Below are 12973 nucleotides of genomic sequence, written 5' to 3'. Positions count from 1 at the left end.
CACCACTTTCATCCGACCGCCGCCGGGGTGGGTGTGACCGGCTGGTGGGCGGGCCACAGCCGGGCGGCGGTGATGGCTGCGAGTGTAGCGACAGTGGTCAGGGTGGCTGCGGCGATCGCGTGGCCGGCGTGGACGCCGACCCATCCGGCCAGCGGGTAGGTGAGCAGGAAACAGGCGTGGGACAGGGAGAACTGCGCGGTGAACACCGCAGTCCGCTCGTGGTCGCGGGATTGGTAACGCAGCAGCCGGGCGGTGGGGGTGTTGATCAGTGAGGTCGCGGCGCCGAGGACGGTCCATGCCAGGGCGAGGACGATCCAGCTGAGCACCGGGCCGGGGGTGCTGGCCAGCAGCACGGTGGCGGCCGCGAGGGCAGCGGGAACGATTCCGGCGCCGGTGAGCATGATCGTGCGGTCGCGTCGGCTGGTGAGCAGGCGTGGTAAGGCCAGGGCGACCAGCATGGATCCGGCGCCGAAGCAGCCCAGCGCGATCGCGACGCCGGTATCGGGGCCGCCCAGCAGCTCGCGGACGTAGACGACGGTGTTGACCAGCACCAGCCCGGTCCCGGCCGCGACCACGAGGTTCAGCGCCAGCAGTCCGCGCAGCACCGGCCGTGAGCCCATGACGCGGACTCCGGCGAGGATACGGATGGTCAGCGGCGCAGCGCCCTGTGGTGCCGGCAGCGCCGGCAGCGTGGTGGTGACGACCAGCAGTGCGGAGGCGAGGAACCCGGCGACCGTGCCGAGGAACAACCAGTGGTAGCTCATCACGGCCAGTGCGGCGGCGGCCAGCAGCGGCGACAGCACCGCTTCCAGGTCGTAGGCCAGACGGGACAGCGACAGCGCGCGGGTGTAGTCGCGTTCAGCGGGCAGCACCGAGGGAATGATCGACTGGAACGCCGGGGTGAAGGTCGCCGAGGCGGCCTGCAACACGAAGATCAGCACATAGATCTGCCAGACCTGGTCCACCAGCGGCAGTCCCAGCGCGATCGCGGCGCGGACGAGATCGGCGGTGACCAGCACCGCGCGGCGCGGCAGGCGCTCGGTCACCGCGGCGATCACCGGCGCCACCGCGACGTAGGCGAGCATCTTGATCGCCAATGCCGTGCCCAGCACCGCCCCGGCGTCCGGTCCGGCCAGGTCGTAGGCCAGCAATCCCAGCGCGACGGTCAGCAGCCCGGTGCCCGCCAACGCCACCACCTGGGCAGTGAACAACCGCCGGAACACTCGATGACCCAGCACATCCAGCACAACCACACGACCTTCATCTCGAAACTTCCGAACATCCCGAGATTACCCTATATGTGCGCAATCAAGCACATATAGTTGGAAGGTCGGCACCCGCCCGATGATCTGCCGGTGGCGCGCGAAAATTTGCCAGTATGGCGGTGCTGAACTGGGTTCTATCAACGAATTCTGACGTCACCTTGCGGCTGAGGCGACGGCTTGGGCCGTGCGGGCGAGACGGTAGGAGTCGGTGCCGGTTTCGATAATGTGACCACCGAAGGTGAGGCGGTCCACGATCGCGGCGCAAAGCCTCGGGTCGGTGAAGGTTTTCGTCCAGCCGGAGAACGACTCGTTGGACGCGATCGCGACCGAGTTCTTCTCCTCTCGCTCGGTCAGGACCTGGAACAGTAGCTCCGCGCCGCGGCGATCGAGTTCCATGTAGCCGAGTTCGTCGATGCAGAGCAGGTCGACGCGGCCGTAGCGGGCGATCGTCTTGGTCAACTGTTTCTCGTCGGCGGCCTCGACGAGCTCGTTGACCAACTTGGTGGCCAGGGTGTATTCGACCCGATGCCTCTGCATCGCAGCTTCGGTGCCCAACGCGATGAGCAGGTGGGATTTGCCGGTCCCGGAGTCACCGATCAGGCAGAGCGGCACGCCTTTCTTGATCCAGTCGCCCCGGGCGAGGGTGTTGATGGTGGCTTCCTCGATGTTCGGGTTCGCGTCGAAGTCGAACGCCCGCAACGACTTGTCGCGAGGAAATCCTGCGGCGCGGATGCGGCGTTCGGAGCGGCGGCGGGCACGGTCGTCGCATTCGGCCAGCAACAACTCGGCCAGGAAGGCCCGGTAGGTCATCTGCTCGCGGGACACGCCGTCAGCGATTTCGTTGAATTGAGCCCGAACGGTCGGCAACCGCAGGAGCCGGCATGCCTGATCGACCGCGGCATCGGCTGCCTGTTCGGTCATGGCTGCACCCCGGAATCCACCGTGACCCGGATCGAATGGCGATATCTCGAACCCGCCGCAGAGCAGTACGCGCTGCTGCAGCGCACCCGTAGAACCCCTCACCGCTCGACCTGGCGGTGAGAACCGAAGGAAGGGAAGACCAGTGATGAACTGGGAGACACACCTGCGCACCGCCGACCCGGAGGTGCTGGAGATCGCGCAGGCAGACTGGGACGAATGCCGGTCATTTTCACCCGCGAGACGGTGATGTGGGCCGATCCCCTGCGGGTCGCCGCGTTCGGTGGCGCCGAAGGCGGTTCGCCGTGCGGACACGGCGCGAAATTCCTGCTGCCGGTGCAACTGCTGCTGGAGATGCCGGGCCCGATGGCACTGGCGTTGGCCGGCGTACCGCTGAAACCGCCGGAAGGACCGTGGCCGGACTGGGCACGCACCGATCACCCGACCGACTGGCCCGCGCTGATCGACGCAGACCCCGACCACCTCATGTGGGACCAGGGAATACTGGAGGCGAATGGGTGCCAGCAGTGACGGTGTCGCGGCCGCGTACCGACTCCTGGATGCTCACGGCCTCGACCCGTATATGGATGTGTGCCTGTGGATCCAGCCCGACGGCCGCTTCTCCGTCGAGCACACCGCCATGTGGTCAGAACCCGGCGACCTCGCAGTGAGCCACCAGGTCGACGACATCCTGGTCGACAGCGGGCGCCCACGGGAGCGGCTGTGCCAGCCCAGGAACGTAATCCCACGTCAACGAGCAATCGGAGCTCGAGGGCGGTCCGCCCGCTGGGAAGTGTGTCCTCAGCTGACCCTTTTGTCATAGCCTTCGGATATGACCGAAGCGGAGGAGGACCGGTATCTCCCGCAGACAGGTTTCGCGGCCAAGCTCAACTGGCTGCGGGCCGGGGTGCTGGGCGCCAACGATGGGATCGTTTCCACCGCGGGTTTGGTGGTGGGTGTCGCGGCGGCCGCGTCCAGTACCAGCACGATTCTGACAGCCGGTATCGCGGGGATCAGCGCGGGCGCTATTTCCATGGCTGTCGGCGAGTACGTATCGGTGAGCACCCAGCGTGACGCGGAGGCGGCGCTGCTCGCCCAGGAGCGCCGGGAACTGAAGGAGGATCCCGCGGACGAACTGGCCGAACTCACCGCGATCTATCACTCGAAAGGCCTGTCCGCCGAGACCGCCCGGCAGGTGGCCGAGGAACTGACCGCCTACGACGCGTTCGCCGCCCACGCCGAGGCCGAGCTCGGTTTGAATCCCGACGAGCTGACCAATCCGTGGCATGCGGCGTTCTCGTCGGCGGTGGCCTTCACCGTGGGTGCGCTGCTGCCGCTGCTGGCGATCCTGCTGCCGCCGACCGCGGCGCGAATCCCGGTCACCATGGTCGCGGTGCTGCTCGCGCTGGCGTTGACGGGTTCGGTCAGCGCCTGGCTGGGCGGCAGCAACCGGGTGCGGGCGGTGGCCCGCGTGGTACTCGGCGGGGCGCTGGCCATGGCGGTCACCTACGGTATCGGACAACTGGCCGATGTGGCCGGTATCTGATGCGATTGCGAGATCCGTTGCCCCGGTGTGGGTTTTATTTGAAGTGAACCAGCGACAATTCGCATATTTTGATGTACTTGGCGGGTGAGTTCTCTATTCGCCGTACTGCCGGCGGCCGCGCTCGATTCGGCCGAGCAGGCATACGAGCGGTATCTGTCCCTGGTAGAAGCACCCGAGCCCAGTCCACCGGAGCGGGCGGTGGGTGTGGTGTGCACCCTGATCCACCGCTCCGGCACCGGTTTGCGGGTCCACCGCCGCCCCGACGCCCGCGGTGCTCTACTGGAAGCCACCGTCCGCGACCGGTTCGACTGCCTGCGCGCCCTGCTGGCACTCACCGCCGATCGTGACCTGGCCGTCCTGGATGTCGCGACGCGGCGCCTCTACAACCCGCGCGGCGCCACCCGGATCCAGGTCACCACGGGCAATATCACCCTCCCTTATCTCACCGAGAGCATTCTCGACGAGATCCTGGAAACACCTCCGGACCCGCGCGACCCCACCCTGCAGGTGACCCGCGCCCCGATGTGCCATATCCGGGCCCGCCGCCTGCCCGATGAGATCTTCGAACTCGAACACCGCGATCTCGATGCGTTCTTCCAGCTCTTCACCGATAACGCGCCGCTGGTCCGCAAGACGATCTGGGCGTGGGCCATCCGCGATCCGTGGTGGCAGCAGGCCATTGCCTGGCAACCTGTCGATACTCCGGTCGCGCCGCGTAGGCGGCCGGTGCCGGAGGACGATATCGACACGGTATTGGCCGAGTTACGCCGGATGGCCGACGAACCACCCCCGGAACTCGGTGCGCTGGAACTGCTCTCCACGTTCGGAGATCTGGACAGCCGGACACAGGCCATCCTCGATCGGCCGGAACCGGATGCCCCGGAGCGGGGGTGATTCGCCGCGAAGCCACCGTGCGAGCGGGTCGCACGGCTCGGAAACGAACCTGCCGTTACGGGACACGGCGCCGAGACCGGGCGCTGTAGTCACTACGCATCGGGTGATGCCGGCGCGTCGAGCCGGCGAAAACTACTTCAGCCCGACCCGGACCTGCACGGAGTCCTCGTCGGTACTCGCCAGCGCCTGCTCGATCAAGCTGCTGATGTTCACCTGCGGCGCAGTGTTGCCCAGGCTCTCCGTGAGCGGAGCCAAACCGGGTTGCAGGGCAGCGAGTTCGGGGCCGATTTCGTCGAGGACGGTGCGCAGGCGCTCCAGTAACGGGACGATCCCGCCGTCCGCCAGGTACTTCTCCGGCGACCCCTCGGCTCCGGTGACCCGGCCGACCGATTCCACGAAATCGTCGAGGACTTCGGCGAACCTGGTGAATTCGGTGGCGGCCGCAGAGGTGGCGGGTCCCGCCCATTCGGCGTCGGCGGCGGCGGTTTCGAAGTTGTCGAGCAGTTCGGCGATCTGCGGTTCGCGGGACATGATGGCCGCGGCGAGCAGGTCGGCGGCGCGGGTGAGTTCCGGGAGTACCGCGTCGGTGCCGTGCAGGGCCTCGCTCATGGTGCGGACCAGCGAATCCATAGTGGTGGGGTCGAGCTGGTTCATGGTCCGGGTCACCATGCGGGCGGCCTCGGGGATGGACAGCGGGCTGTGGATATCTTCCGATTCCAGCCGCTGCCCGTCGGATATATAAGGCCCGGCCCCGGTTTTCGGCGCGAACTGCACATAGGGTTCGCCGAGCGCGGACAGATGTTCGATGGTGACGACACTGTCGGCGGGTAGCCGGTGCGAATCCTGCACCCGGAACCCGACTTCCACGCCGTCGGCGATACGGTCGACCGAGGTCACGCGGCCGACTTCGATACCGGTGAGCAGGACCGGTGAGCCCACACCGAGACCGCCGGAATCCTCGAGCACCAGGGAGGCGTTCAGGTATTCGCGGAACGGATCGGCGCGCACCACCCCGAAGGTCAGATAGCCGGCGCCGAGCACCGTGATGGCCGCGATACCGCCCAGCGACGCCAGTGGACCCAGTTTCATCGCACGGCTCCGATCATGCGCAGTGTTTCGATGATCCGGTTCACCTGGTCGTCGGTGGACAGTCCCGGTGTGTGGACGGCACTGATATCCACCTTCGGGCCGTTCTCCACGAACGGGATGATCTTGTCCCGCAGGAGCGCGACCAGCAGGTTCAGGTTCGAGGGTTGCCGCAGGTCCAGCGGACCCCCGGTGGCCAGCGGGACGAACGCCGCCGCGGCCGCTCCCCCGGACTGTGCCAGCGGCGCGAGCCAGCTCAACGACTGTCCCACCGGTCCCAGGCCGCCGAAGATCTCGGTCACCTCGGCGATGGACGCCGTGGCGTCGTTCATCTGCTGCACCGATTCGGGACGCAGAATATTGTCCAGCTCGTCCTGGATCCCGTGCATGACCTCAGCGTTCTCGGCCACACCGTGCAGCAGCAGGTCCACCTGATCCAGATGTGCGGCCAGGTCCACCGCGTCCGTGGCCAGCACCTGCGCGATCTGCTGGGTTTTCGCCGGGTCCTGTGGCAGTACCGAATTGAGCCGGTTGACGATGTCCTGCAGATCCCCGACCGCTCCGCTGTTGACGAACAAGGCGATCGCCGCCATCGTGTCCTCGAGCTGGACAGGTGGTTTCGTGCGGTCGCGGGGGATGGTGTCGCCGGGGTGCAGCAGGGTGTCGTAGCCGTCGGGCGGGGTGGTCAGCGCGACGTGGATATCGCCGAGCACCGTGTTCTGCCGCAGCTCCGCGATGGTGGTGGCCGGTAGCTCGACCTCGTCGTCGACCTCGATATCCACCACGACGTAGCCGGTGGTGTTCGCGTCGCCGGGGACGACGTCGACATTTTCCACATTGCCGATCTCCGCACCGTTGGCGATGACCTTCGCGCGCGCGGGCAGGTTCAATACATTGGCGAATTCGATCCGCAGCGGATAACTCCCCCCGGTGACAGTGGCACCGGGGACAGGGATATCGGAGGGGTCGAATGCGCATCCGGAAACGGCCAGGGCCGCGGCGAGTCCGCAGGCCGCCACCCCGCGCCGCAGCCGGGTGCGGTCGAAGGCGATCCGCCTCGTGGTATCGAAGGAAATTCGCCGTGTCATCGCGCACCCGCCGATCCCAGTACCAGCCGCACCAGATCCAGATCCACCATGCCGTTCGCGGCACCGGCGCAGCGCCCCGGAGCGAGCGCGTTCACCGCGGCGCAGACCTGCTCCGCGTGCTCCTGCGGTATCGCAACCCGCGGCGGTGCGTAGGTGAGACCGGGTGCACCGGTCGCCGGATCGGTGACGGTGCGTAACGCCGAGGTCAGCACCGGTGTGGTGGCGACGATTTCGCTCAGCGACCCCACGTTGGCGCGCAGCAGTTTCACCAGCGGCACCAGATTGTCCAGGGTGGACATCAGCGGGTCCGCCAGGATCACCGACAGATCGTTGAGCATCGGCAGGATTTCGCCCAGCCCGTCGAACAGCTCGATCCCCGGTGTGAGCAGCTCGGCATGCGACATCTCCAGCGTCGGCCCCAACCGGGTGAGCATCAGTTTCAGATCACCCCAGTGTTCGGCGACCTTGTTCGACACCGAGGCGTAGGCGTCGAAAATACCGGCCAGATGGGCGATATCGGCGTCCGGAGATTCCATCACCCGGCCCAGCTGGTTGATGAGGTCGTTGATCTGCGGGCCGGTACCGGCCGAGGCCGAATCCAGTGCGTCCAGGCCACCCGCCAGCGCATTCGGCCGGTTCTCGGTACCGCCGATCTGCTCGGACAGCTCGGCCAGCGCGGTCACGGTCTGGGTGAGACTCTTCGGCGTCAAGGTATTGGTGAGGCACTGCCCCGGATCGTGTTCGTCGGCGGTGTTCACACCCGGCAGCACCGCCAGTTCCCGGTCGGCGACCACGGTGTCGGACACGGTGGTGGCACCGGCACCGGCGTACACGGGATGGTCGGCGTCGACCTCGAAATCGACGCGTACCTTCGCGCCCGCCGGGGCGATCCGGGTCACCGACCCGACCGTGATACCCCGCATCGACACCTGATTGCCCTGGTAGAGGCCGATACTGTCGGGCATGATCGCGCAGTAGGCGCGGGTCTGTTTGAACGGTTCGAACGCGACCACATACCCGGCGGACACCAGCACTACCAGTACCACCGCTCCCGCGATCGACATCAGGGCCGGCGAGGCGAGCGCCCGTTTCAGCATCAGCACACCTTCCCGGGAAGCGGGACGCAGACCACGGCGCCGGGATCCAGGCCGGGCGCGGTGACCGTGGTCCCCGACTGATCGACCTGCACTCCGCCCCCGGGACCGACCAGTTCGCGCAGTTTCGCGCTCAGGCTCTGCGCCGAGGCGATCATCGGTTCCAGCTGGTCGCCGTACTCCTGCAACCGCGGCAGGGCATCGGCGAGCTGCTGCACCTTCGGCTTCAGTGTCTGATCCCAGCTCGGGGCCAGCGCCGTGACCCGCTGCACCACCGAGCTGAGCAGGCCCAGCGCCTGGCGCAGTTCGGCGCGTTTATCCAGCAGCACCGTCTCCATCAGATTGACGTTGTCCATCAACCGGCCCAGATCGGTTTTCGCGCCGTCGTACATGGTCACGTATTCGTCGGCGGTCGCGATGGCGTTCGACACCTGGGTGCGCTGGCGTTCGATGGCGTCGAGATAGCTGCCGACGGTGTCCAGCACGCTGCGCAATGTTTCCGGCGCTCCCTCGATGGAGGTGTCGAGGGCGGCGAGGTTGTTGCGCAGGGTGTCACCGTCGGTTTCCCGCAGCGGCGCCGTGGCGTCCTGGAAGGTTTCCATCAGGCTGTAGGGCAGGCGGACACGGTCCGCGGGAATCGGGTTGTCACCCAATGGTTTGTCCCCCGCCGGGAAGAGCGCGACATAGTGGCCGCCGACCAGCGTGAGCATGCGGATATCGAGCGAACTCCGGTCACCGACGAAAACATCGCGGTCCACGGTGAACCGCATCAGCACCCGATCCGGTTCCAGTTCGAGGGATTCCACCTCCCCCACCGGGACCCCGGCCAGCCGGATATCGTCACCGGCCTTCACCGACTGCGCCTCGCTGAGTTCGGCGGTGTAGGTCTTCTTACCCAGGGGGATCACATAGAGCGCGCCGACCGCCACTCCCAGCACTGCCACCGCGCAGAGTCCGGCGATACCCAACCGCAGTTGTCTACGCAGGTTCGTCGGCTCGTCGGTGATCGGCCGGTCCCGATCGAACCAGCGGCCGAGTACCGGCTTCAGCCGGGAGAGGTTCATCCGTTGCATATCGCCACCTGCTGCCCGCCGATCAGGACTCGCACCGGGGCCGGCACCTCGGCTTCGCCTTTACTGCAGTCCGGCCGGAAACCGGACGGGGTCCGCGGGAACGCGGTATCCACCGCGGCCAGCAAACCGGGCATCCGGCCGAACGTGTCGAGAGCCTGCTGCGGGTCCGGGAACAGGTTGCGGACCATCGCATCGATATCGGGGCCCATCTCCGGGCTCAGTCCCACCGCGGCCAGCAGGCGATCCACCGGTTCCAGGACCGACGGGGCACTCATCGCGAAATCCGCGAGTCCACCGACGTTGCGCTGTAACGCCTCGAAGATATCGGTGAGCCGGGCCAGCAGCGGCACCAGGTGGTACAGCCGGCCGCCCACCCGTTCGGCGAGGTCGGACATATTGCGCACCAGGGTCCCGATGAGGTGCTGGCGGTCTTCGACGTATTCGCTGAGCGTGCCGATGGCGTCGAGCGCCGGGCCGATTCCGGCGCCGTCGCCCTCGATCACCGCGAGCATGCTCTCGGTGAACTGGTTGATCGCCTCGGGCGACAGGGTCGCCAGGACCGGTTGCAGACCGTTGAACAGGCTGGTCACATCGAACGACGGAATGGTCTGCTGCGGTCCGATATCCGTACCGTCGGCGAGCCGGACCCCCGGGTTCGGCTGCTGCTGCAGATCGATATAGCGCTGGCCGGTGAGATTCTGGTAGCGGATGGCCAGGATGCTGTTGTCGTAGACGGGGGTGTCGGTGGTGACGGTGAGCCGGACCTTCGCCCGGTCGCCGTCCAGGGTGACGGCCTCGACCTTGCCGACCTGCACACCGAACATCCGCACATCGTCACCGGTTTTCAACCCGTTGGCATCGGTGAACAGTGCCTGATGGGTACCGGTTTCGCCGTCCACCGGCCGTTTGATGGCCCCGATCACCAGGGCCAGCACCAGCGCCATCACACCGGCGAACAGGGCCAGCCGCCAGGCGGCACGCCGCGCGGTCATCGTTGCCCTCCCCCGGCTCCGTTCACTTCGACCTCGAGGTCGAGCACCGGCCCATCGGGTCCCTCCTCGAACGCGACCCCCAGCCGGGTGAGCAGGGTGCGCAGATCGGCGGCCGACTGCTGCGGGTCGGGCACGGCCAGGGCCAGCAGGTTCAGGGTGGGCGCGAGCATATCGGTGTATCCGGACAGCTGGCTCGCGCTGTTCATCGTGCCGGTCAGGGCGGGCAGAATATCGCCGGTCAGCGCCTTCACGCCGGCGTCGAAATCGGGCCGGTTCGTGCGCAGTACATCGATATCCACGATCTGGTCCAGTACCTCGATGGTGGCGCCGGCGAACTGCCCGCCACCTTGGAATGCCGGACCCAGCTGCCCCACCAGCTCGTTCGCCGGCATCGACTGATGTTCGGCGATCACCCGCCCGGCCGTGATCAGTGCCTCGGCCAGCGGGGTGAATGCCTTGACATCCGCGGCGGCCTGGGAGATCACCCGTGCCATATCGGCGGTGAACACGGTGCCGCTGGTCTGCGACATACTGCGCAGCAGCGCGCCCATGGTGGCGTCGTATACATCGGCGGCACGGCGGCCGGTCAGGTCCACCACCGCACCGGACTGCAGCGGCGTGCCACCGGCGCCGGGCCGCAGTTCGATCTCGCTGATACCGAAGAGGTTGGCCGGTGCGTAATCCACCGTCATGCTGTCGTCGATCCCGTGCAACCGGTTCTCGTCGAGGGACAGGCTGATCTGCTGGGTGCCGCGACCCCCCGGCACGATCTCGGTGACCTCCCCGACCTGCACGCCGTCCACCCGCACCAGCGTTCCGGCGACCACACCGTCACCGATCTGCTCGGTGCGCAACGCGACCCGCAGCCCGTCGTCCGAGGTGAGCGACCGGTAGCCGTAACCCGCGAGGGTGACCACCGTGAGCACCGCGACGACCAGTACGCCGACCCGCCGCGCACTACGCGGACCGGCGGCGACCCCGGGCATTCCGTACTTCGGCATCTGTCCCTATCCCGTGAAGCTGATCGCCGAGTTGAATCCCCACAGCACGATCGTCAGGACCATGTCGAGGGCGATGATGGCGACGAAACTGGCACGTACCGCCCGGCCCGAGGCGATACCGACACCTTCGGGTCCGCCGGTGGCGAAGAATCCGTAATAGCTGTGCACGCAGATCACCACGATGCCGAATACCGCGACCTTGACGGTGGCCGCGATGATGTCGAATCCCGCGATGAACTGGAAGAAGTAGTGGTCGTAGACGCCGGCGGACTGGCCGTGCACCAGGGTGATCAAGCCGCGGCAGGCGAAATAGGAGCCGATCAGCGCGATCAGGAAGGTCGGCACGATGGCGATGGCGCCGGCGATCACCCGGGTGGTCACCACGAACGGCACCGACCGCAGGCCAAGCGCCTCGATGGCGTCGATCTCCTCGGAGATCCGCATCGACCCGATCTCCGCGGTGATCCGGCAGCCGGCCTGCGCGGCGAAACCCACCGCGGCCGCGATCGGCGCCAGTTCGCGGGTGGTCGCGAAGGCGGACACGATCCCGGTGACCGGTCCCATCCCGAGCATGTCCAGCGTGGCGAACGATTCGACTCCGATGGACGCGCCGATCACCAGTCCCAGCACGATCATCATAGGTACGGTTCCGCCGCCGACGATGACCGAACCGCGCCCCCACGTCATATTCGTGATGATCCGCAAGGTTTCCCCGCGGTAGCGGCGCAGTGCCAGCGGAATCGACGACAGCACCTGCCAGCAGAACACGACGGCGAATCCCAGCGAATCCACCGCGCCCAGGATCCGGCTGCCGCGGCGGAAGTAGCGCGCGAGGAATCCGAGCCCCTTCGGGGCGTACGAGGTCGCCGCCATCACGCCAGCCTGGTGGGCAGGAACATGGTGGTCACCTGAGTCATGACCAGGTTGACGATCACGATCGCGACGATCGAGAGCACCACCGCGGCATTCACGGCATCGGCGACCCCGCGCGGCCCGCCTTTGGCCTCCAGTCCGCGCTGGCAGGCGATGATCACCACGATGAAGCCGAAGATCACCGCTTTGAGCAGTGAAACCCATACATCGGCGGCGGTGGTGAACGATCCGAACGCGGCCCAGTACGAGCCGGGCGTCACTCCCTGCCCGCCGATCGCCACCAGATAGCCGGCGACGATACCGACGAAGATCACCAGAATGTTGAGCAGCGGCGCGACCAGCAGCATCGCGACCATACGCGGGATCACCAGCCGGTGCACGGGGTTGATCCCCATGGTGTTCAGGGCGTCGATCTCCTCGCGGATCGTGCGGGCACCGAGGTCGGCCGCGATCGCCGCGGCCCCCGCACCGCCGAGCAGGAAGCCGGTGGCCAAGGGCGCGCCCTGTTTGATCACCCCGAGGCCGCCGGTGGCACCGATCAGCGAATCGGCACCGAGATTGTGGATCAGGTTGCCGACCTGGACCGAAACGATCACGCCGAACGGCACCGCCATCAGGATGGCCGGGAATGCGGTGACCGTGACCAACCGCCACGCCTGCACCAGCATTTCCTGCCATTGGAAGCGGCCGCGGGCCAGATCCGAGACCGCGCCGCCGACCGATTCCCGGGCCATTCCGACGCCCCGGCCGAAGGTCCGTACCGAGGACACGATGGTGCCCGAGAAGTTCTGGCCGACGATTTCCCGCGCGGTTTCGGCGCGGCGGGCGGGTTGCGGCTCGGTGGAGCCGGAGGGCCGGTCCGTATCGATCGCCGCGGTATGGCTCTCGGGAGTCATCGCCGAGATCCGTATACCGCCACGGGGGCACGCAATGTTGCGAAGTTCATGCGTTCAATCTCTCCGGTCCGGCATCGATGCCAATGGAGAGCAAGCTAATCGTTACTAGAGGTGACAAACAAATTTGCGGCAGTGTGACAGTGGCCACGGAAAATTACCGCCAGACATCGCCGGTAATCGATTGTGTGTCGCGCCACTCATGGCCACGAGGTGAATGAGAACAGGTTCTACCAAAATTTACACCCTG

13 protein-coding genes are annotated in these 12973 nt (G+C 66.8%); 3 read left to right on the top strand and 10 right to left on the bottom strand.

Annotation, left to right across the window (positions count from 1 at the left end; all coding sequences use genetic code 11):
* Positions 1–8: 8 nt before the first annotated feature.
* Together ON22_RS05555 and istB are read right to left on the bottom strand one after the other, a co-directional pair.
* Positions 9–1253, bottom strand: coding sequence for an MFS transporter (locus ON22_RS05555; RefSeq protein ID WP_280925320.1), 1245 nt, complete (start codon positions 1251–1253; stop codon positions 9–11).
* Between the two features lie 165 nt (positions 1254–1418).
* On the bottom strand, positions 1419–2186 hold the full coding sequence (gene istB / locus ON22_RS05550) for an IS21-like element helper ATPase IstB (protein WP_033245909.1): 768 nt from the start codon (positions 2184–2186) through the stop codon (positions 1419–1421).
* Between the two features lie 216 nt (positions 2187–2402).
* On the opposite strand from istB, the gene ON22_RS05545 reads away from it, so the two are divergent.
* The 3 genes from ON22_RS05545 (at position 2403) to ON22_RS05530 (ending at position 4623) form a co-directional block, all read left to right on the top strand.
* A complete protein-coding gene (locus tag ON22_RS05545; protein ID WP_033245908.1) occupies positions 2403–2714 on the top strand; it encodes a hypothetical protein in 312 nt (103 codons plus the stop codon).
* A gap of 301 nt (positions 2715–3015) precedes the next feature.
* The gene (locus ON22_RS05535; protein ID WP_033245906.1) at positions 3016–3729 is read left to right on the top strand and encodes a VIT1/CCC1 transporter family protein; all 714 of its coding nucleotides are present in this window, start codon (positions 3016–3018) and stop codon (positions 3727–3729) included.
* An 84-nt stretch (positions 3730–3813) separates the two neighbouring features.
* Positions 3814–4623 carry a hypothetical protein gene (locus ON22_RS05530; protein WP_033245905.1) on the top strand — a complete coding sequence of 270 codons (810 nt, stop codon included), beginning with the start codon at positions 3814–3816 and terminating at the stop codon, positions 4621–4623.
* A 132-nt stretch (positions 4624–4755) separates the two neighbouring features.
* On the opposite strand, the gene ON22_RS05525 is transcribed toward ON22_RS05530, so the two are convergent.
* Genes ON22_RS05525 through ON22_RS05490 form a run of 8 tightly spaced genes read right to left on the bottom strand, consistent with a single transcriptional unit; the run spans position 4756 to position 12726 of the window.
* The gene (locus ON22_RS05525; protein WP_033245904.1) at positions 4756–5712 is read right to left on the bottom strand and encodes an MlaD family protein; all 957 of its coding nucleotides are present in this window, start codon (positions 5710–5712) and stop codon (positions 4756–4758) included.
* Positions 5709–6797 carry an MlaD family protein gene (locus tag ON22_RS05520; protein ID WP_081595357.1) on the bottom strand — a complete coding sequence of 363 codons (1089 nt, stop codon included), beginning with the start codon at positions 6795–6797 and terminating at the stop codon, positions 5709–5711. Before ON22_RS05520 ends, ON22_RS05525 begins: the two co-directional genes overlap by 4 nt.
* Positions 6794–7894: an MlaD family protein gene (locus tag ON22_RS05515; RefSeq protein WP_033246029.1), complete on the bottom strand. Its 1101-nt coding sequence runs from the start codon at positions 7892–7894 to the stop codon at positions 6794–6796. The genes ON22_RS05520 and ON22_RS05515 overlap by 4 nt, the downstream gene beginning before the upstream one ends.
* Complete coding sequence (locus ON22_RS05510) at positions 7894–8964, bottom strand: MCE family protein (protein ID WP_033245903.1); 1071 nt, start codon at positions 8962–8964, stop codon at positions 7894–7896. The genes ON22_RS05515 and ON22_RS05510 overlap by 1 nt, the downstream gene beginning before the upstream one ends.
* Positions 8952–9956: an MlaD family protein gene (locus tag ON22_RS05505; RefSeq protein WP_033245902.1), complete on the bottom strand. Its 1005-nt coding sequence runs from the start codon at positions 9954–9956 to the stop codon at positions 8952–8954. Before ON22_RS05505 ends, ON22_RS05510 begins: the two co-directional genes overlap by 13 nt.
* A complete protein-coding gene (locus tag ON22_RS05500; RefSeq protein WP_033245901.1) occupies positions 9953–10957 on the bottom strand; it encodes an MlaD family protein in 1005 nt (334 codons plus the stop codon). Before ON22_RS05500 ends, ON22_RS05505 begins: the two co-directional genes overlap by 4 nt.
* A 6-nt stretch (positions 10958–10963) precedes the next feature.
* Positions 10964–11830, bottom strand: coding sequence for an MlaE family ABC transporter permease (locus ON22_RS05495; RefSeq protein ID WP_033245900.1), 867 nt, complete (start codon positions 11828–11830; stop codon positions 10964–10966).
* The gene (locus tag ON22_RS05490; protein ID WP_081595356.1) at positions 11830–12726 is read right to left on the bottom strand and encodes an MlaE family ABC transporter permease; all 897 of its coding nucleotides are present in this window, start codon (positions 12724–12726) and stop codon (positions 11830–11832) included. The genes ON22_RS05495 and ON22_RS05490 overlap by 1 nt, the downstream gene beginning before the upstream one ends.
* Positions 12727–12973: the final 247 nt, after the last annotated feature.

Source organism: Nocardia carnea NBRC 14403, from assembly GCF_000308515.1.
Taxonomy (GTDB): domain Bacteria; phylum Actinomycetota; class Actinomycetes; order Mycobacteriales; family Mycobacteriaceae; genus Nocardia; species Nocardia carnea.
The sequence above is the reverse complement of the archived record's forward strand: the minus strand, read 5'-3'. Positions and strand labels throughout refer to the sequence as shown.